The following is an 18,111-nucleotide window of genomic DNA, read 5'->3' on the forward strand; positions in this document are numbered from 1 at the left end:
AAAGGAATGCACTATGTTAAAGCGATATATCGCGCCCTTGTTACTCGGATCGCTGGCCCTGGCAGGCTGCCAGACACCGCCAGGTAAATTCACACCAGAACAAGTTGCGGCGATGAAGTCTTACGGCTTTAACGAACTGAATGGCGACTGGTCCCTGGGGCTGTCGGATAAAATCTTGTTTGATAAAAATGACGCAAGACTGCGCCCGGAGAGCGAAACGCAGATCCAGACTATGGCCTCGCGTCTGGCGGCAACCGGTCTGAACCACGCCCGGATGGACGGTCACACGGATAATTATGGCGAGGATAGCTATAACGAAGCGCTCTCGTTAAAACGCGCGAATGCCGTTGCAGACACCTGGGCGAAGGGTGCGAATATCCCACGCAGTAACCTCACTACGCGGGGATTAGGCAAAAAATATCCTGTTGCCAGCAACAGCACCTCGCAAGGGCGCGCTGAAAATCGCCGGGTCGCGGTGGTCATCAGCACGCCATAAGGCTATTTAACGGAGGATTCGGCGAGCGACACGCCTGACGCCGCTCGCCAGCGTAGCCAGTCGATAAATATAAACAAGGACAGACTAACGCCCATCACCGGTAACGCCAGCCCCAGCAGAGCACTAACCACTATCGTGACCGTCCTCCCCCAGAATGACAGCGCCGGCCAGCTCTGACAAAGCGTCTGCACCGGGTTCGCATGAGACTTCGCCGGACGACGCATCCACCACATCCGGTATCCCCAGATGATGAGCACGCAAAGGGCAAGCCCGAACGCAACGAGCAGCAGCTGATTCACCAGCCCAAATAAGATACCCATATGGAAATCTACGCCCCAGCGCGTCAGTTTTGCCATTAAGGGGAAATCCTCAAAGCGGGTTCTGTCCATGACCTGCATCGTATTGGGATCAACCGCAACGGCATCAACCTGCGTTGGCCAGCTGCGATCGATTTCCGTCACCGTCCAGGCCCGATCGGAGGTACTGGCGGGGCGGATCTCAAGCTTGTTAGCATCAATTCCCGCTTTTCGCGCCGCGCTTAGCACGCCATCAAACTGCGTCAGATCCATTGCCATTTCCGGCACGATCGTTCCGCCATGATGACCCCGATGTTCGGCGTGTTCATCCATAACCATTGGCGTACCGGAAAGCATGGTATTTACCTGCGGCGTCAGCCAGTTCATCTCAGCCCGCAGCTTATCAACGTTACTCCCGGCCCACTGGGACCAGGTCAGGCCGGTTGCTGAGAATAACAACATTCCGCCCAGCAGCGTCCAGCCTAAGGCTACATGCACTCGACGTCGGTTCTGAAAGGGGTTGTTAATGCGCCGTTTGGGTCGGGTATAAAACCACAGCGCAATGCCGCCCAGCGCGGCGACCCACATCCACGAGGCAGCCAGCTCGCTGTAGAGCCGCCCGACATCGCCCAGCATCAGCGAGGTATGCAGATAATCAATGGTTTGACGCAGCGGTAAAATCCCGCTGGTGCCGTACACCGTCATATCCCCCAGCACCGTCAGGCTTATCGGATCGACAAAGATAGCGCGATGTTCCGATGGACCAAGCGATGGATCAGCAAACATCACGCGGGTGGTTTCGCCTTCAGCCAGCCCCGGACGCACGGCGTGCAAACGCAGCTCTGAACCAACGGTTTTTTGCGCTACGGCAATTTGTTCCGCCAACGGCTGCCGTTCGCCCAGGCTATCCGAGTGGAGGGCGTGCCGGTACAGCGCACTTTCCAGCTGCGGGGTCGCTACATACAGCGTACCGGTCAGCGCGGCGAAGAAGATAAACGGGCCGACAAACAGCCCAACGTAGAAATGAAGGCGACGCAGCAGGTTTCCCCATGCCGCGCGCGGAGTGCAGGTAGTCATACTTTTCCTTTTTAAGGCAAAAAGTTATCGGTTTAGTTTTAAAGGGAAAAAGCAGACTGCCGCGGCGGCGCGCGGGTATCAGGGTAAAGCCAGGGGAAAAAGTGCCAGTGGCTGACCGCCTGACGCGGCGGCTTAACGCGCAGCCTTTGCAGCACCGCGCTGAGCAGGACGATCAGCGCCAGCATCACGCCAGGGACATGCGCTAACAGCACGCAGTAGCCGCAGGCTTCCGCATGGTCGACAGGCATGGAATGCTGCATATCGCCATGATGGTCATCCATCGACATCATGCTCATGTCATGATGCATGCCCGGCATGGAACTCATGGGATCTTTTTGCAGCGAGACAGAGATAAGCGGCGCGACCACGATCAGCAGGATCGCAAACAGCGCGGTCAATGCCGCTGCGCGTTTCCGGTTAGGCTGATGCAGTACGTTATCCACTTCCCCTCCACTCAAGAGGCAAGCATTGTAAATGATTTATGACGAAAGGGTTAACGTGAGAGATGCGCAGGGATAAAAAAAGGGCCAGCCTTTCGGCCAGCCCTTTCTAACAGGATGTCGCTTAAGCGAATCTTAGTTCAGACGCTCTTTAATACGAGCAGACTTACCAGTACGCTCACGCAGGTAGTACAGTTTAGCTTTACGTACAGCACCACGACGTTTAACAGCAATGCTGTCAACTACCGGAGAGTGAGTCTGGAAGACACGCTCAACGCCTTCGCCGTTGGAAATTTTACGAACAGTGAATGCAGAGTGCAGACCGCGGTTACGAATAGCGATAACCACGCCCTCGAATGCCTGCAGACGTTTTTTGGAACCTTCAACAACCCATACTTTCACTTCCACGGTGTCACCTGGACGGAAGGAAGGTACGTCCTGCTTCATCTGCTCTTGTTCAAGTTGCTTAATAATGTTGCTCATAATTTAATCTCTTATCCTGGGTAAACTGATATTCGGGAGCGTATTACGCATTCCCATCATGTTCATGCTGCTGTTGCGCGTGTTCAGTTTTGAACTCGGCCAGCAGCTTTGCTTGCTCTTCAGTCAGAGCCAGGTTTTCCAGAAGTTCAGGTCTTCTAAGCCAGGTTCGGCCCAGCGACTGTTTCAAACGCCAGCGACGTATCTCGGCATGGTTTCCAGACAGTAACACTGCCGGGACGTCCATCCCTTCTAACACTTCAGGACGAGTATAGTGTGGACAGTCCAGCAACCCATCGGCAAAAGAATCTTCCGTTGCCGAAGCTTCATGGCCCAGTACCCCCGGAATGAACCGGGCGACGGAGTCAATCAGCGTCATTGCGGGTAACTCACCACCGCTGAGAACGTAATCGCCGATAGACCATTCTTCGTCAATCTCGGTTTGAATTACGCGCTCATCTATCCCTTCGTAGCGCCCACAGACCAGAATCAGCTTTTGATTCGTCGCCAGTTCGCTCACGCCCGCTTGATCAAGCTTGCGTCCCTGAGGTGACAGATAAATCACCTTTGCGCCTTCACCTGCCGCGGCTTTTGCTGTGTGAATGGCGTCCCGTAAGGGTTGCACCATCATTAGCATCCCCGGTCCGCCGCCGTAAGGACGATCGTCCACGGTACGGTGCCGGTCATGAGTAAAGTCACGAGGACTCCAGCTCTGGATGCTCAGCAGGCCATTCTTTACTGCCCGGCCAGTTACCCCGTAATCGGTAATCGCGCGGAACATTTCAGGAAACAGGCTAATTATGCCAATCCACATAGCGCCGTCTTTTACCGTTTATCCGGAGAATTTAAAAACCAGGATCCCAATCTACTTCAATGGTTTGAGTAGTGAGATCGACTTTCTTGATAACCTGTCCATCGAGGAACGGAACCAACCGCTCCTTGATGCCAAATGCATCTTTCAGGTTTGCCTTAATGACGAGAACGTCATTTGACCCGGTTTCCATCATATCGATGACTTTCCCCAGGCTGTAGCCTTCGGTAGTGACTACCTGGCAACCCATAAGGTCTTTCCAGTAGTAGTCGCCCTCTTCCAGCTGTGGCAACTGCGACGAATCCACGACAATTTCACAATTAGTCAGCGCATTCGCGGCATCACGATCGTCAACGCCTTTCAGCTTGATGATGATGTCCTGATTGTGGTGACGCCAGCTTTCCAGCTCGACCTCTTCCCACTTACCGCCTTTCTGGATAAACCAGGGCTGGTAATTAAAAATGCTATCAGCGTCTTCAGTGGAGGAAAACACTCTGAGCCAACCACGGATACCGTAGCAAGAACCCATTTTTCCCAATACGATCGGTTCAACAGGTGCTTTATTGCTCATCATGACCACCGTGACAGATTAAGCTGCTTTGTTTGCTGCTTTGATCAGCGTAGCAACGCGATCGGAAACAGTAGCGCCCTGGCCAACCCAGTGAGCGATACGATCCAGATCCAGACGAGTTTCTTCTTCTGCGCCAGCGGCCAGTGGGTTGAAGAAACCAACGCGCTCGATGAAGCGACCGTTGCGTGCATTACGGCTGTCAGTCACAACAACCTGGTAGAACGGACGCTTTTTAGCGCCGTGACGAGCTAAACGAATAGTAACCATAACATCCTCTTGTGTGAATAAAACAACCGGGCCCCATCGAGGAACGGAGCCCGGGTGTCATATTAAAAGCCCGAAAATTTTACTGATTTCTGGGGAAAATGCAATCAGCATCTTGATACCAGGCATTAAACAAGGGATAGAAGGCGTATATCGGTGCAGCCAGTTTAGTTCCGGCGTGCGCGCAGAAAGCGGAGCGTACACGTAGTACGTGAGCATTTCGAGCACACCCCGGAGCTAAAATGGCAAACAAGATAGCCTTATACCCTTGTTTTTAACGGCCAGGGAATCCTGGTGGCATCATCCCTTTCATGCCACGCATCATCTTCGCCATGCCGCCTTTCTTCATTTTCTTCATCATACGCTGCATGTCGTCGAACTGTTTCAGGAGGCGGTTTACGTCCTGCACCTGCATGCCGCAACCGGCTGCGATACGGCGTTTACGGGAACCTTTGATGATTTCTGGCTTCGCACGCTCTTTCAGCGTCATCGAGTTGATGATCGCCTCCATACGCACCAGCACCTTGTCATCCATCTGGGATTTTACGTTGTCAGGGATCTGACCCATGCCCGGCAGTTTGCCCATCAGGCTGGCCATGCCGCCCATGTTTTTCATCTGACGCAACTGCTCAAGGAAGTCGGTCAGGTCGAAACCATCACCCTTTTTCAGCTTGCTGGCGAGCTTTTCAGCCTGTGCGCGGTCAACCTTGCTTTCGATATCTTCGATCAGCGACAGCACGTCGCCCATGCCGAGAATTCGGGAGGCAATACGATCCGGGTGGAACGGCTCCAGCGCTTCGGTTTTCTCGCCGACGCCGAGGAACTTGATTGGCTTACCTGTGATATGACGAATGGAGAGCGCCGCACCGCCGCGGGCGTCGCCGTCCACTTTGGTCAGCACCACGCCGGTTAACGGCAGCGCTTCGTTGAAGGCTTTCGCGGTATTCGCCGCATCCTGACCGGTCATGGCGTCAACAACAAACAGGGTCTCTACCGGGTTGATAGAGGCATGCACCTGCTTGATTTCGTCCATCATCGCTTCGTCGACGTGCAGACGACCGGCGGTATCCACCAGCAGCACGTCATAGAATTTTAGCTTCGCTTCTTTCAGCGCCGCGTTAACGATGTCGACAGGCTTCTGCGCTACGTCTGACAGGAAGAAATCCACGCCAACCTGCTCTGCCAGTGTTTCCAGCTGTTTGATCGCCGCCGGGCGATAAACGTCCGCAGAGACCACCAGCACTTTTTTCTTGTGTTTCTCGCGCAGGAATTTACCCAGCTTACCAACGCTGGTCGTTTTACCTGCCCCCTGCAGGCCCGCCATCAGCACCACGGCCGGTGGCTGAGCCGCCAGGTTAAGCACCTGGTTCTCTTCGCCCATCGCCGAAACCAGCTCGTTACGAACGATTTTGACGAACTCCTGACCCGGAGTCAGGCTCTTGTTAACTTCATGTCCAACCGCTTTTTCTTTTACGCGGTTGATAAAATCACGCACGACCGGTAACGCAACGTCTGCTTCGAGCAGCGCCATGCGCACTTCGCGCAGCGTTTCCTTGATATTCTCTTCGGTGAGGCGTCCGCGGCCGCTGATGTTGCGCAGCGTGCGCGACAAACGATCGGTTAAATTATCAAACATTGTCTCTCGCCTGGGGTAGAAACGTTGGGTCGCTTAAGCGACACATACACAGAATTTTGCCGGAGTATAACATGAAGGCAGCTTTGTTGTTATGCAACGGTTGGAGCACGCGTCACGTAACGTTATACTGCTTATCTTTCTTATTAAGACAACTGTCGACGCCTATATGCCTGTTTTCGCACTGATCGCCCTTGTTGCCTACTCTGTCAGCCTCGCGCTGATCATTCCCGGCCTGCTGCAAAAAAACAGCGGCTGGCGGCGCATGGCTGTTCTTTCGGCGGTGATAGCACTGATAAGCCATGCTTTTGCGCTGGAGTCTCGCATTATTCCTGGCGACGGCAGCGTGCAAAACCTGAGCGTATTGAATGTCGGCTCACTGGTCAGCCTGATGATTTGTACGGTGATGACCATTGTTGCGTCCAAAAACCGCGGCTGGCTTCTGCTGCCGATTGTTTATGCCTTCGCGCTGATCAATCTGGCGTTAGCCACGTTTATGCCCAATGAGTTCATTACCCATCTGGAAGCGACGCCGGGGATGCTGGTGCATATCGGCCTGTCGCTGTTTGCCTACGCGACGCTGATTATTGCGGCGCTTTACGCCATGCAGCTCGCCTGGATTGATTACCAGCTGAAGAACAAAAAGCTGGCCTTCAATCACGAAATGCCGCCGCTGATGGTCATTGAGCGTAAGATGTTCCACATCACTCAGGTCGGCGTGGTGCTGCTCACGCTCACGCTCTGCACCGGTCTGTTTTACATGAAGAACCTGTTCAGCGTGGAGAATATCGATAAAGCGGTGCTCTCCATCATCGCGTGGTTTGTCTATATTGTCCTGTTGTGGGGCCATTATCATGAAGGCTGGCGCGGTCGTCGCGTAGTCTGGTTCAACGTCGCGGGCGCGGGCATTCTTACCCTCGCCTATTTTGGAAGTCGCTTCATACAGCAATTTGCTGGCTAAGTAACAAAGGAGTTCCCCCTGGAACACATCTCCACCACCACGCTGATCGTCACCCTGATCATCATGGTGGTCATCTCCGCCTATTTCTCAGGCTCGGAAACCGGCATGATGACGCTCAACCGCTACCGGTTACGTCACCGCGCCAAACAGGGTAACCGTGCCGCCCGTCGTGTCGAAAAGCTGCTGCGTAAGCCGGATCGCCTGATTAGCCTAGTGCTTATCGGCAACAACCTCGTGAACATACTCGCTTCTGCGCTGGGCACCATCGTCGGGATGCGCCTGTATGGCAACGCAGGCGTCGCGATTGCCACCGGGGTGCTGACGTTTGTAGTGCTGGTGTTTGCCGAAGTACTGCCCAAAACCATCGCCGCGCTTTACCCGGAAAAGGTCGCTTACCCGAGCAGTTTCCTGCTGGCACCGCTGCTGATCCTGATGATGCCGCTGGTCTGGCTGCTGAATATGGTCACCCGCATGCTGATGCGCATGGTCGGTATCAAAGCAGACGTCACCATCAGCAGCGCGCTGAGCAAAGACGAGTTGCGCACCATCGTGAATGAATCCCGCTCGCAGATCTCCCGGCGCAATCAGGACATGCTGTTGTCGGTACTCGATCTGGAAAAAGTCAGCGTGGACGACATCATGGTGCCGCGTAACGAGATCGTTGGGATTGATATCAACGACGACTGGAAAGCCATCGTCCGCCAGCTGACGCACTCCCCGCACGGGCGCATCGTGCTGTATCGCGATTCGCTGGATGACGCCATCAGCATGCTCCGCGTGCGTGAGGCGTATCGTCTAATGACCGAGAAAAAAGAGTTCACCAAAGAGGTGATGCTGCGCGCCGCCGACGAGATTTACTACGTGCCGGAAGGGACACCGCTCAGCGTACAGCTGGTGAAGTTCCAGCGTAATAAGAAGAAAGTCGGTCTGGTGGTCGATGAGTACGGCGATATTCAGGGGTTAGTGACGGTCGAAGATATTCTGGAAGAGATTGTCGGAGACTTTACCACATCCATGTCGCCTTCCCTTGCCGAAGAAGTCACCCCGCAAAATGACGGCTCGGTGCTGATCGACGGCAGTGCGAACATCCGTGAACTCAATAAAGCCTTCAACTGGCATTTACCGGAAGATGAAGCGCGCACCGTGAATGGAATGATTCTGGAAGCGCTGGAAGAGATCCCGGCAGCAGGAACGCGAGTGCGTATTGAACAGTATGATATTGATATCCTGGACGTGCAGGACAATATGATTAAGCAGGTGAAAGTCCTGCCCGTTAAGCCACTTCGGGAAAGTATTGCCGAATAGAATGTAGGCCGGGCAAGGCGATGCCGCCACCCGGCACTACGAATGGCAGATTACGCTTTCGCTTTCGCCACGGTCACCATTGCCGCACGAATGGTACGGCCGTTCAGGGTATAACCTTTCTGCATCACACCCAGTACTTTACCGGCTTCAATCTCTTCAGATTCCACCATCGCGATCGCCTGGTGAACGTTTGGATCCAGCGGTACATTGGTATCGGCAATCACTTCCACGCCAAACTTACGCACCACGTCCAGCATGGATTTCAGCGTCAGTTCGATACCTTCGATCATCGCCGCGTTGTCTGGATTGGCTCTATCCGCCACTTCCAGCGCGCGATCCAGACTGTCGATTACCGGCAGCAGTTCATTGACGAATTTTTCCAGCGCAAACTTATGCGCTTTCTCAACGTCCAGCTCGGTACGTCGACGCAGGTTTTCCATTTCCGCTTTGATACGCAGCACGCCATCGCGTTCGCGATTTTGCGCTTCTACCAGCTGGGCTTCCAGGTTGGCAATTTTTTCATCGCGCGGGTCCACCTGCTCAGCAGACGCTTCCGGCTCTACAGCCTCAACTTCATCGTGCTGTTCCGTGATAATTTCTTCAGGGGCTTGCCCCTCAGGCGTTTTCTGTTCTTTACTACTCATGAATTTCTCCGCGTTTTTCTGCATTCATCTCGCTAACTTCGCTTATTATGGGGATCAGTTTCCGGGATTCAAGGGAACAAGACAGATTGTCATCATTCATCAGGCACAAGGACCTCCAGAAAATGAATAATCATTTCAGGTGTATTGGGATCGTCGGGCATCCGCGTCACCCTACCGCATTGACGACACATGAAATGTTGTATCGCTGGCTGTGTGGCAAAGGCTATGAAGTGATGGTCGAGCAGCAGATTGCTCAGGAGCTGCAGCTGAAGGGCGTTAAAACCGGCACGCTGGCAGAAATTGGACAGCAGGCGGATCTCGCCGTGGTGGTGGGCGGCGACGGCAACATGCTTGGCGCGGCCCGCACGCTGGCGCGTTATGATATCAAGGTCATTGGCATCAACCGTGGCAATCTCGGTTTTTTAACCGATCTCGACCCGGATAACGCCCAGCAACAACTGGCTGACGTGCTGGAAGGGCACTACATCAGCGAAAAACGTTTTTTACTGGAAGCGCAGGTGTGCCAGCAGGACTGCCAGAAGCGCATCAGCACCGCGATCAACGAGGTGGTTCTCCATCCCGGTAAAGTGGCACACATGATTGAGTTCGAAGTGTATATCGACGAAATCTTTGCCTTTTCGCAGCGCTCTGACGGGCTGATTATCTCAACGCCGACAGGCTCTACCGCCTACTCGCTTTCCGCTGGCGGGCCAATCCTGACGCCATCACTGGATGCCATTACCCTGGTGCCCATGTTCCCGCACACGCTCTCGGCGCGTCCTCTGGTGATTAACGGTGACAGTACGATTCGTCTGCGCTTCTCACACCGTCGTAACGACCTGGAGATCAGCTGCGACAGCCAGATAGCGCTGCCGATTCAGGAAGGCGAAGATGTGCTTATCCGTCGCTGCGATTACCACCTGAATCTCATCCATCCGAAAGATTACAGCTATTTCAACACATTAAGCTCGAAGCTCGGCTGGTCAAAAAAATTGTTCTGATTTTGCATCCAGCGCTTTACTGTATAAAAAACCAGTTTATACTGTATGAAAACACAGTTATGGTTTTTCATACAGGAAAACAATTATGCTGGCACAACTGACCATCAGCAACTTTGCCATTGTTCGCGAACTTGAGATCGATTTTCATAGCGGTATGACGGCGATCACCGGTGAAACCGGTGCGGGTAAATCTATCGCCATTGATGCCCTCGGCTTGTGCCTTGGCGGCCGCGCAGAGGGCGACATGGTGCGCCGGGGCGCAAACCGTGCCGACCTGTGCGCCCGCTTTTCCCTGAAAGACACCCCTGCAGCCCTGCGCTGGCTGGAAGCGAACCAGCTCGAAGACGGACGTGAGTGTTTACTCCGCCGCGTCATCAGCAGCGACGGTCGTTCCCGCGGTTTTATCAACGGCACAGCGGTCCCCCTTTCCCAGCTTCGCGAACTTGGCCAGCTGCTTATTCAGATCCACGGTCAGCATGCACATCAGCAGTTGATTAAGCCCGAGCAGCAGAAGGCCCTTCTTGATGGCTACGCAGGTGAGTACGCGCTTACTCAGTTGATGGCAGAACACTACCGCCAGTGGCATCAGAGCTGCCGTGAGCTCGCCCAGCACCAGCAGCAAAGCCAGGAGCGCGCCGCACGTGCGGAACTGCTGGCGTACCAGCTTAAAGAGCTGAACGAATTCAACCCGCAAGCGGGAGAGTTTGAGCAAATCGACGAAGAGTACAAACGTCTGGCGAACAGCGGTCATTTACTCTCAACCAGCCAAAATGCGCTCAACATGCTGGCAGATGGCGAAGACGTAAATCTGCAGAGCCAGTTGTATAACGTCCGTCAACTGGTCACCGAGCTGGTCGGAATGGACAGTAAACTCTCTGGGGTCCTGGATATGCTGGAAGAAGCGGCCATTCAGATCTCCGAAGCGGGTGACGAACTGCGCCACTACTGTGAACGTCTGGATCTCGACCCGAACCGTTTGTTCGAGCTTGAGCAGCGTATATCCCGTCAGATCTCACTGGCGCGTAAGCACCACGTCACGCCGGAGGAGTTGCCTGCCTTTTATCAGTCTCTCCTTGATGAACAACAGCAGCTCGACGATCAGGCAGATTCGCTTGAAACGCTGTCTCTGGCGGTAAACCTGCATCATCAGCAGGCGCTGGCAACGGCGAAACAGCTGCACGATATCCGTCAGCACTATGCGCAGGAGTTAAGCCAGCACATCACAGACAGCATGCACACCCTGGCGATGCCGCACGGCGTGTTCAGTATTGATGTTCGCTTCGAAGAGAGCCACCTGACTGCGGAAGGTGCAGATCGCATCGAATTCCGCGTCACCACGAACCCAGGTCAGCCTTTGCAGGCCATCTCTAAAGTCGCCTCCGGCGGCGAACTGTCGCGTATTGCACTGGCGATTCAGGTGATTACCGCGCGTAAAATGGAAACCCCGGCGCTGATTTTCGATGAAGTGGATGTAGGGATCAGTGGTCCAACAGCGGCCGTTGTAGGCAAACTGTTGCGCCAGCTGGGCGAATCGACTCAGGTGATGTGTGTCACCCACCTTCCACAGGTGGCTGGCTGTGGTCATCATCACTTTATCGTCAGCAAAGAGACGGATGGAGAAATGACCGAAACGCACATGAAACCGCTCGATAAACGCGCGCGTCTGCAGGAGCTGGCGCGCCTGCTCGGTGGTAGCGAAGTCACCCGCAATACGCTCGCGAATGCGAAAGAACTGCTGGCGGCATAAACTTTTTCGGGATCTCAGAGTCATAGAGAACAACAAAAACGCCGCCAGACCGGTTTCAAAGTGGGGCAAGGTCTATTATCATCGGCATATTACATATGAGCCGCGTTCTGCTCGGGCCCGAAAAGGAATCAAATCACTATGCGTTGTAAAATGCTGACCGCTGCCGCAGCGGTTCTTCTGATGTTGACCGCAGGCTGTTCCACTCTGGAGAAAGTGGTTTACCGTCCTGACATCAACCAGGGGAACTACCTTACCCCTAACGATGTGTCCAAAATCCGCGTGGGGATGACACAACAGCAGGTCGCTTATGCACTGGGAACCCCGATGATGTCCGATCCGTTCGGTACAAATACATGGTTCTATGTCTTCCGTCAGCAGCCAGGCCACGAAGACGTGACCCAGCAAACCCTGACGTTGACCTTCAGCAGCGCTGGTGTCTTAACCAACATCGACAACAAGCCTGCCCTGACCAAGTAATCAGGCGTCAGAAATGCAAAAAGGTGCTCATTGAGCACCTTTTTTGTATCTGAATTCTTACGCAGAATCGTAGCCCCGGTAAGCGAAGCGCCATCGGGGGAGAAAGCGCTACTTACCCGCTTTCTCCGCACGCTGACGACGCAGCTCTTTCGGGTCGGCAATCAGCGGGCGATAAATCTCAACCCGGTCGCCCTCTTTCAACAGGTCGCCAAGCTTCACCGGACGGCTGTATATCCCGACCTTATTCTTCGCCAGGTCGATATCGCTGCGAAGCTCAAGGATGCCGGAAGCGCGAATAGCCGCCTCGACGGTCGCCCCCTCTTCCAGCGTCACGCGCTGCAGATACTGCTTTTCCGGCAGCGCATATACCACTTCCACCGCAATCTTATGCGACACTGTAAACCTCTTTGGCGCGGGTCGTGAACGCCTGAACCATGTTAGACGCCAGCTCTTTGAAGATGCGGCCAAACGCCAGCTCAATAAGCTTATTGGTAAACTCGAAATCCAGCTGGAATTCGATACGGCAGGCATCCGCGCTCAGCGGCGTAAACTTCCAGCCGCCCATCAGGGTCTTAAACGGACCATCCACCAGATGCATCAAAATACTCTGATTATCGGTCAGCGTATTGCGTGTGGTGAACGTCTTGCTGATCCCCGCTTTGGAGACATCCACCGCCGCGGTCATCTGCGTCGGGCCGGACTCCAGAACGCGGCTCCCGGTGCATCCCGGAATAAATTCTGGATAAGACTGAACGTCGTTCACTAACTGATACATTTGTTCCGCGCTATAAGGCACGAGCGCAGTACGGCTAATCTGAGGCATAGCATTTTCCATGGTCACACAACGGACAAATAATAACATTTATCACCTGTTAAAAAAACGCTAAGCCTCATCTCGTGCTAATATAGCGCGTTAGACCTCACAGGACGCAATGAGGTGACTTTTTGAAATCAGATTACCGACGGCTTTACGACACTTATGACGAAGAAAAAAGCACATAAACCAGGATCGGCGACCATTGCGCTCAACAAGCGTGCTCGCCACGAGTATTTCATCGAAGAAGAATTCGAAGCAGGCCTTGCGCTGCAGGGCTGGGAAGTAAAATCGCTGCGCGCGGGTAAAGCGAACATTGGTGACAGCTACGTGATCCTGAAAGACGGCGAAGCTTTCCTGTTCGGTGCGAACTTTACGCCACTGACCGTCGCCTCTTCACACTACGTATGCGACCCAACGCGCACGCGTAAACTGCTGCTGAACAAGCGTGAGCTTGAATCTCTTTACGGGCGTATCAACCGTGAAGGATTTACCGTTGTTGCGCTCTCTATGTACTGGAAAAATGCCTGGTGCAAAGTGAAAATCGGCGTCGCGAAAGGTAAGAAACAGCACGACAAACGTACTGACCTGAAAGCGCGCGAGTGGCAGTTGGACAAAGCGCGCATCATGAAAAACGCAGGACGTTGATTCTGCACACTTATTGTACTATTCAATAAGTTAGCGTTTCGGGCTGGTATCCAGGAAGTGAAATCTGGTATACTGAGTTCAACACTATTGGGGCTGATTCTGGATTCGACGGGATTTGCGAAACCCAAGGTGCATGCCGAGGGGCGGTTTGCCTCGTAAAAAGCCGCAAAAAAATAGTCGCAAACGACGAAAACTACGCTTTAGCAGCTTAATAACCTGCTAAGAGCCCTCTCTCCCTAGCTTCCGCTCTTAAGACGGGGATCAAAGAGAGGTCAAACCCAAAAGAGATCGCGTGGAAGCCCTGCCTGGGGTTGAAGCGTTAAAACTAATCAGGCTAGTTCGTTAGTGGCGTGTCTGTCCGCAGCTGGCGTGCGAATGTAAAGACAAACTAAGCATGTAGTACCGAGGATGTAGAAATTTCGGACGCGGGTTCAACTCCCGCCAGCTCCACCAAAATTCTCCATCAGCGATCACCAGAGTCGACTGATGAAGTCCTGAAAGCCCGCACGGTGCAAGCCCTGCGGGCTTTTTTGTGCCTATGACTGTCAGAGATATGAATCGCCACGGGTTTAACAGACACCTCCGAGTCATTTATGGACTGACCCCGCTCCGGTAGACGATCCTGCCCTATAGTTTGATTGCCTTATGTACGCTCAAAACAGACGCTGCACCCTGAGAAAGTAAGGCGTCTTGTTTTGAGTCTTATGGTTGTAATGGATTAAATCTTTCCTGTTTGCCTTGCGTAAGCGAACAAGCCACCCGCGGCGACTATGTTCGCAAGTTCCCCTACCGGAGCGGTTTTCAGAATCCCATCAGCAGTAGCGATCTGATGAGCGTCTAAATCGATTTCAATGGTATCCCCCGTTTTCAGCGCACGGATATCGCAGCCTTCATTCAGCGTGACGGGCATGATTTGGCCCGTGGATACACAGTTGCGGAAAAAAATACGGGCGAACGACTGCGCGACAACGGCCTTCACGCCGGATGCTCCCAGTGCCACTACCGCATGCTCGCGTGAAGAGCCACAGCCAAAATTTTTCCCGGCCACAATAAAGTCATAACCGGCACGCTGCGTCTGCGGATTGATAAACGGCAGCACTCCTTCCGGCAGTCCGCACATGGCAAGCGTTGCCAGCTCCTCACGCCCCTCGGCAGAGGCCGGGTTAATTTTCAAATATTCCGCCGTTAATATCTGGTCGGTATCGATATTGTCGCCTAACACATAAACCGTACCGCGCATTACGTTATTAATAGTCATTAGTTAAGTACCGTTCTGGATTAGTAATAAAACCGGACACTGCTGCGGCAGCCACGGCATAAGGTGAGGCCAGATAAATCATCGCGCCCTTATTTCCCATTCGTCCCACAAAATTACGGTTGGTGGTTGAAATCACGCTTATCGGATCCCTGACTCTGCCAAAGGTATCCGCGGGTCCGCCGCAGCAGGCCGCGCAGCCGGGTTCAGACGATAATTTGACGCCAGCACGGGTCAGAATTTCGTATACGGAACGACCCTTCACCTGCATGGTGATCAGATTATGAAATACCTCTTTGGTCGCAGGGACGGCATAGGTTGGAATGGTCACCTTGCGCTGCCAGAGTATTTCTGCAGCAGCAATAAAATCATCCGTTTTACCGCCTGTGCAGGAGCCAATATAGGCTTGCGAAATAGCAATGTTTTCCAGCTGCGCTACCGACACCACATTATCGGGCGAGTGTGGCCGCGCAATAACGCTGGTTAATGACGAGACGTCAATATCAATCGTGCGAACGTACTGAGCATCTTCATCAGGCGTCACCACGGTATACGGGATGCGGGTTCTGGTCGCCAGATAATCCAGCGTGGCCTGATTTGGCACCATAATGCCGTTTTTAGCCCCGCACTCCACGACCATATTGCACATCGTCATCCGTTCTTCGACCGATAACTCGTCGATGACGTTTCCGGTAAATTCGATGGCATTATAGGTCGCCCCTTCCACGCCCAGTTCTTTCATCAACACCAGAATTAAATCTTTCGCCTGAACGCTTTTCGCTTTCTTTCCGAAGTAATTCACTTTTATGGTGGCGGGAACCATCAGCGGGATCTCCCCCGTGCCCAGGGCATACGCCCCGTCAGTGATCCCCACGCCAATGGCGAAAGTGCCAAAGGCGCCCGCGGTCACGGTGTGAGAATCGGTCCCCAACAGCACCTCTCCCGGCCGGGTATGTCCCCCTTCCGCCAGACCGATATGGCACACACCTTTATAATCTGGGGTACCCACATCATAAAAATGCGTAATATTTTGCGCGGTTGCGAATTCCCGCATCACCCGAATATTTTGATTCGCCTGTGGGTCTGCGGAATAAACAAAGTGATCAGGGATCATAATAAAACGATCCGGGTCCCAAACTTTTGCTTCTTCACCAAACTCTTTTTTAAATACGCTGGCGACGCCAGGCGTGCAGGGGTCGTGGGACATCAATACATCAACATTCACGAAAAGAACTTCACCCGGTGAAACATGCGTTCTGTTACTGGCTTTGGCGATAATTTTTTCGGTTAACGTCATCCCCTGATTGATATTTACCGACGCATAATCATCAGTCTCGTGAATATTCATTTTTTTTCTCCTCATTATCTGATGAGGAAATTACACCGTACAGAGGAGGGTCTTTCAACGGGAATCCGTTATTAGTCAGGTTAGTTTCATTTTGCGTGTGAATTGTTCCTCAGGTGGAACTGTGGTCCCCGCTGCGCAGATTCTTTAAGTAAAGAAGAGCAGATATGCATACCACCGAAATATAGATCAGACAGAAGATCAGCATCAGCGTGGTAAAGTCCCTGCTCACCAGCAGCCACGCCCCGACGGCCAGTAAAAATGCATTGGCCAGCCCGAAATCACGCTCCATGCGTGCAAACACGCGCATGCGTTCATCCGGGGTATTGGCAGAGAGATCGAGGTTAGCAAGCGTGACGGGCCGAATCGTCCCTGAGCCAAACCCCAGCAGCACCAGCGCCAGCAGCCCGGAGATAAAATAGTCCATGCCTTTCGCTGAAAGCCATTCATTGCTGGCAAAAAGTCCCAGCGCCGCCGTCATGAAAAGGCAGGTCGTCGCCAGCAACGCCGTTACCCCAAACCGGGCGATGAAAGGTCCGGCTATTTTGATTGCCCCCCAGGACGAGAGCGTGAAGCAGCTCAGCACGGCACCGAAAAGCAGAGGATCGACATTCACCATAATAAAGTAGAACGGAATAAAAGCGGTGATGGTAAAACTTTTGGTCCCTTGCGGGACATCTCCCCAGGACAAGGCGGGAGAGACATTATCGCCATTTCCGCCAAAATTATGATATTCGTTCGCTTTAGTAAGAAACCATAGTCGCATAAACCTGCAATAGATAATTTCATAGCGTTAACCTCTGCTTGATAGTTGGCATTTACCGGTGGGTTGTTCTATTGGTAACCGATTGAAAGCAAAACCAGTAACAGAATTCGCCAACCCGGCGAATTGCCCAGGAATAACGCGATATTGTTCCAACACTGAAACAATGCGGTGAAAATTTCTCTGCCGATTGCGAAGCCTCTTATTACACGACATCCTTGCCCTAAATTTATGACACCAGTGTGGTGCAGGGAGAATGAATGATGAATAAGAAAGTCGCGTGGAATGGTCAGGTTCAGCCGGAAGCAATTAACGTATTATCGGCGGAAGGCGGAATGATTGTTTGCCCTACGAAAGTGGGTTATATCATTATGACCTCGGATAAAGAGGGGCTTGAGAGAAAATTCGAAGCGAAACAGCGAAACCGTAATAAACCCGGCGTGGTATTGTGCGGCAGTATGGAACAGCTGAAATCGCTGGCGGAAATGAACCCGGAAATTGACGCATTTTATCAGGCACACTGGGATGCAGACGTATTACTGGGCTGTATTTTGCCGTGGCGAGAAGATGCCATCGCCAGATTGCCTGATAACGGCCTGAAAGATCTGATGATGGATGGCAGAAAAACCAGCTGCTTCGTGATTAAATTTGGCAAACCCGGTGAAATGATTGCCAAAGAGCTGTGGGAAAAACATCAAAAATGCTCTTTTGCCAGCTCGGCGAATCCGTCAGGCAAAGGCAACCGCGGCATGGTGGAGTTCATTGGGGAACGCATCGAAGCGCGTGCAGACGTAATTATTTGTGCCAACGAGTACGTTAAGTCTATTCAGTCTGATGAAACCCAGGAGAGTCGCTATGAACAAGGCGTCATGGTGTCAATGGTAGACAGTGAAGGGAAACTGGTTCCTGAACAGGGTAGCGCCCGAAAAGTGACCCCTTGCCCGGTATTAATTCGCAAAGGTCTCGACGTCAATAAAATTATTAACTTCATGTCAGCCCAGTTTAATACCTGGGACTATCGCCACGGCGATTATTATTAATATTTTGGGTTTAACCACGTCATAGGGATATCGATAATTATGT

Annotated in this window: 21 protein-coding genes and 1 other RNA gene; 9 read left to right on the top strand and 13 right to left on the bottom strand. The window is 52.9% G+C overall.

The window, feature by feature from the left end:
- Positions 1-13 precede the first annotated feature (13 nt).
- Positions 14-496: an OmpA family protein gene (locus K5E19_RS11215; protein ID WP_108416517.1), complete on the top strand. Its 483-nt coding sequence runs from the start codon at positions 14-16 to the stop codon at positions 494-496.
- A gap of 2 nt (positions 497-498) precedes the next feature.
- Here K5E19_RS11215 and K5E19_RS11220 read toward each other — a convergent pair whose 3' ends face one another.
- From K5E19_RS11220 to ffh, 7 genes are all read right to left on the bottom strand, one after another.
- A complete protein-coding gene (locus K5E19_RS11220) occupies positions 499-1,869 on the bottom strand; it encodes a PepSY domain-containing protein (RefSeq protein WP_221551254.1) in 1,371 nt (456 codons plus the stop codon).
- A 38-nt stretch (positions 1,870-1,907) separates the two neighbouring features.
- Positions 1,908-2,312 carry a DUF2946 domain-containing protein gene (locus K5E19_RS11225; RefSeq protein WP_221551255.1) on the bottom strand — a complete coding sequence of 135 codons (405 nt, stop codon included), beginning with the start codon at positions 2,310-2,312 and terminating at the stop codon, positions 1,908-1,910.
- 132 nt (positions 2,313-2,444) lie between these two features.
- Entirely contained in the window at positions 2,445-2,792 is a 348-nt protein-coding gene (gene rplS / locus K5E19_RS11230; RefSeq protein WP_002914145.1) for a 50S ribosomal protein L19, read from the bottom strand.
- Positions 2,793-2,835: 43 nt separating this feature from the next.
- Positions 2,836-3,603, bottom strand: coding sequence for a tRNA (guanosine(37)-N1)-methyltransferase TrmD (gene trmD, locus K5E19_RS11235; protein ID WP_221551256.1), 768 nt, complete (start codon positions 3,601-3,603; stop codon positions 2,836-2,838).
- 31 nt (positions 3,604-3,634) lie between these two features.
- Entirely contained in the window at positions 3,635-4,174 is a 540-nt protein-coding gene (gene rimM, locus K5E19_RS11240) for a ribosome maturation factor RimM (RefSeq protein ID WP_021241995.1), read from the bottom strand.
- 15 nt (positions 4,175-4,189) lie between these two features.
- Positions 4,190-4,438 carry a 30S ribosomal protein S16 gene (gene rpsP, locus K5E19_RS11245; RefSeq protein ID WP_003863133.1) on the bottom strand — a complete coding sequence of 83 codons (249 nt, stop codon included), beginning with the start codon at positions 4,436-4,438 and terminating at the stop codon, positions 4,190-4,192.
- A 271-nt stretch (positions 4,439-4,709) separates the two neighbouring features.
- On the bottom strand, positions 4,710-6,071 hold the full coding sequence (gene ffh, locus K5E19_RS11250) for a signal recognition particle protein (RefSeq protein ID WP_221551257.1): 1,362 nt from the start codon (positions 6,069-6,071) through the stop codon (positions 4,710-4,712).
- Positions 6,072-6,237: 166 nt separating this feature from the next.
- Here ffh and K5E19_RS11255 point away from each other — a divergent pair, with 166 nt between their 5' ends.
- Together K5E19_RS11255 and K5E19_RS11260 are read left to right on the top strand one after the other, a co-directional pair.
- The gene (locus K5E19_RS11255; RefSeq protein WP_041951454.1) at positions 6,238-7,029 is read left to right on the top strand and encodes an inner membrane protein YpjD; all 792 of its coding nucleotides are present in this window, start codon (positions 6,238-6,240) and stop codon (positions 7,027-7,029) included.
- Between the two features lie 18 nt (positions 7,030-7,047).
- Complete coding sequence (locus tag K5E19_RS11260) at positions 7,048-8,334, top strand: HlyC/CorC family transporter (protein WP_221551447.1); 1,287 nt, start codon at positions 7,048-7,050, stop codon at positions 8,332-8,334.
- Positions 8,335-8,384: 50 nt separating this feature from the next.
- Here K5E19_RS11260 and grpE read toward each other — a convergent pair whose 3' ends face one another.
- Complete coding sequence (gene grpE, locus K5E19_RS11265) at positions 8,385-8,978, bottom strand: nucleotide exchange factor GrpE (RefSeq protein ID WP_221551259.1); 594 nt, start codon at positions 8,976-8,978, stop codon at positions 8,385-8,387.
- 122 nt (positions 8,979-9,100) lie between these two features.
- Between grpE and nadK the strand changes: the two genes are divergently transcribed.
- The 3 genes from nadK (at position 9,101) to bamE (ending at position 12,203) form a co-directional block, all read left to right on the top strand.
- The gene (gene nadK / locus K5E19_RS11270) at positions 9,101-9,979 is read left to right on the top strand and encodes an NAD(+) kinase (RefSeq protein ID WP_042717523.1); all 879 of its coding nucleotides are present in this window, start codon (positions 9,101-9,103) and stop codon (positions 9,977-9,979) included.
- An 85-nt stretch (positions 9,980-10,064) separates the two neighbouring features.
- Complete coding sequence (gene recN, locus K5E19_RS11275; protein WP_221551261.1) at positions 10,065-11,726, top strand: DNA repair protein RecN; 1,662 nt, start codon at positions 10,065-10,067, stop codon at positions 11,724-11,726.
- A gap of 138 nt (positions 11,727-11,864) precedes the next feature.
- The gene (gene bamE / locus K5E19_RS11280; protein WP_014884883.1) at positions 11,865-12,203 is read left to right on the top strand and encodes an outer membrane protein assembly factor BamE; all 339 of its coding nucleotides are present in this window, start codon (positions 11,865-11,867) and stop codon (positions 12,201-12,203) included.
- A 108-nt stretch (positions 12,204-12,311) separates the two neighbouring features.
- Here the strand turns inward: bamE and K5E19_RS11285 are convergent, their stop codons facing one another.
- A complete protein-coding gene (locus K5E19_RS11285; protein ID WP_100165715.1) occupies positions 12,312-12,599 on the bottom strand; it encodes an RnfH family protein in 288 nt (95 codons plus the stop codon).
- A complete protein-coding gene (locus K5E19_RS11290) occupies positions 12,589-13,026 on the bottom strand; it encodes a type II toxin-antitoxin system RatA family toxin (protein ID WP_010434164.1) in 438 nt (145 codons plus the stop codon). Before K5E19_RS11290 ends, K5E19_RS11285 begins: the two co-directional genes overlap by 11 nt.
- A 156-nt stretch (positions 13,027-13,182) precedes the next feature.
- Here K5E19_RS11290 and smpB point away from each other — a divergent pair, with 156 nt between their 5' ends.
- Positions 13,183-13,665, top strand: a complete 483-nt coding sequence (smpB, locus tag K5E19_RS11295) for an SsrA-binding protein SmpB (RefSeq protein ID WP_174340940.1) — start codon at positions 13,183-13,185, stop codon at positions 13,663-13,665.
- A gap of 89 nt (positions 13,666-13,754) precedes the next feature.
- Positions 13,755-14,118, top strand: a transfer-messenger RNA (tmRNA) gene (ssrA, locus tag K5E19_RS11300).
- A gap of 265 nt (positions 14,119-14,383) precedes the next feature.
- Here the strand turns inward: ssrA and K5E19_RS11305 are convergent.
- The 3 genes from K5E19_RS11305 to K5E19_RS11315 all read right to left on the bottom strand — a co-directional run bounded on the left by K5E19_RS11305 (position 14,384) and on the right by K5E19_RS11315 (position 17,031).
- Complete coding sequence (locus K5E19_RS11305) at positions 14,384-14,923, bottom strand: 3-isopropylmalate dehydratase (protein WP_221551263.1); 540 nt, start codon at positions 14,921-14,923, stop codon at positions 14,384-14,386.
- Entirely contained in the window at positions 14,913-16,268 is a 1,356-nt protein-coding gene (locus tag K5E19_RS11310) for an aconitase/3-isopropylmalate dehydratase large subunit family protein (RefSeq protein WP_221551265.1), read from the bottom strand. The genes K5E19_RS11305 and K5E19_RS11310 overlap by 11 nt, the downstream gene beginning before the upstream one ends.
- A gap of 109 nt (positions 16,269-16,377) precedes the next feature.
- Entirely contained in the window at positions 16,378-17,031 is a 654-nt protein-coding gene (locus tag K5E19_RS11315; protein ID WP_260411755.1) for an MFS transporter, read from the bottom strand.
- Positions 17,032-17,288: 257 nt separating this feature from the next.
- On the opposite strand from K5E19_RS11315, the gene K5E19_RS11320 reads away from it, so the two are divergent.
- Complete coding sequence (locus K5E19_RS11320; RefSeq protein ID WP_221551267.1) at positions 17,289-18,068, top strand: L-threonylcarbamoyladenylate synthase; 780 nt, start codon at positions 17,289-17,291, stop codon at positions 18,066-18,068.
- Positions 18,069-18,111 lie beyond the last annotated feature (43 nt).

Source organism: Enterobacter sp. RIT637 (assembly GCF_019718755.1).
Taxonomy (GTDB): Bacteria; Pseudomonadota; Gammaproteobacteria; order Enterobacterales; family Enterobacteriaceae; genus Enterobacter.

Coding starts and splice junctions, on each gene's coding strand:
- K5E19_RS11215 (WP_108416517.1), top strand. CDS start 14: ATGTTAAAGCGATATATCGCGCCCTTGTTACTCGGATCGCTGGCCCTG.
- K5E19_RS11220 (WP_221551254.1), bottom strand. CDS start 1,869: ATGACTACCTGCACTCCGCGCGCGGCATGGGGAAACCTGCTGCGTCGC.
- rplS (WP_002914145.1), bottom strand. CDS start 2,792: ATGAGCAACATTATTAAGCAACTTGAACAAGAGCAGATGAAGCAGGAC.
- trmD (WP_221551256.1), bottom strand. CDS start 3,603: ATGTGGATTGGCATAATTAGCCTGTTTCCTGAAATGTTCCGCGCGATT.
- rimM (WP_021241995.1), bottom strand. CDS start 4,174: ATGATGAGCAATAAAGCACCTGTTGAACCGATCGTATTGGGAAAAATG.
- rpsP (WP_003863133.1), bottom strand. CDS start 4,438: ATGGTTACTATTCGTTTAGCTCGTCACGGCGCTAAAAAGCGTCCGTTC.
- ffh (WP_221551257.1), bottom strand. CDS start 6,071: ATGTTTGATAATTTAACCGATCGTTTGTCGCGCACGCTGCGCAACATC.
- K5E19_RS11255 (WP_041951454.1), top strand. CDS start 6,238: ATGCCTGTTTTCGCACTGATCGCCCTTGTTGCCTACTCTGTCAGCCTC.
- grpE (WP_221551259.1), bottom strand. CDS start 8,978: ATGAGTAGTAAAGAACAGAAAACGCCTGAGGGGCAAGCCCCTGAAGAA.
- nadK (WP_042717523.1), top strand. CDS start 9,101: ATGAATAATCATTTCAGGTGTATTGGGATCGTCGGGCATCCGCGTCAC.
- recN (WP_221551261.1), top strand. CDS start 10,065: ATGCTGGCACAACTGACCATCAGCAACTTTGCCATTGTTCGCGAACTT.
- bamE (WP_014884883.1), top strand. CDS start 11,865: ATGCGTTGTAAAATGCTGACCGCTGCCGCAGCGGTTCTTCTGATGTTG.
- K5E19_RS11290 (WP_010434164.1), bottom strand. CDS start 13,026: ATGCCTCAGATTAGCCGTACTGCGCTCGTGCCTTATAGCGCGGAACAA.
- smpB (WP_174340940.1), top strand. CDS start 13,183: ATGACGAAGAAAAAAGCACATAAACCAGGATCGGCGACCATTGCGCTC.
- K5E19_RS11305 (WP_221551263.1), bottom strand. CDS start 14,923: ATGACTATTAATAACGTAATGCGCGGTACGGTTTATGTGTTAGGCGAC.
- K5E19_RS11310 (WP_221551265.1), bottom strand. CDS start 16,268: ATGAATATTCACGAGACTGATGATTATGCGTCGGTAAATATCAATCAG.
- K5E19_RS11315 (WP_260411755.1), bottom strand. CDS start 17,031: ATGCGACTATGGTTTCTTACTAAAGCGAACGAATATCATAATTTTGGC.
- K5E19_RS11320 (WP_221551267.1), top strand. CDS start 17,289: ATGATGAATAAGAAAGTCGCGTGGAATGGTCAGGTTCAGCCGGAAGCA.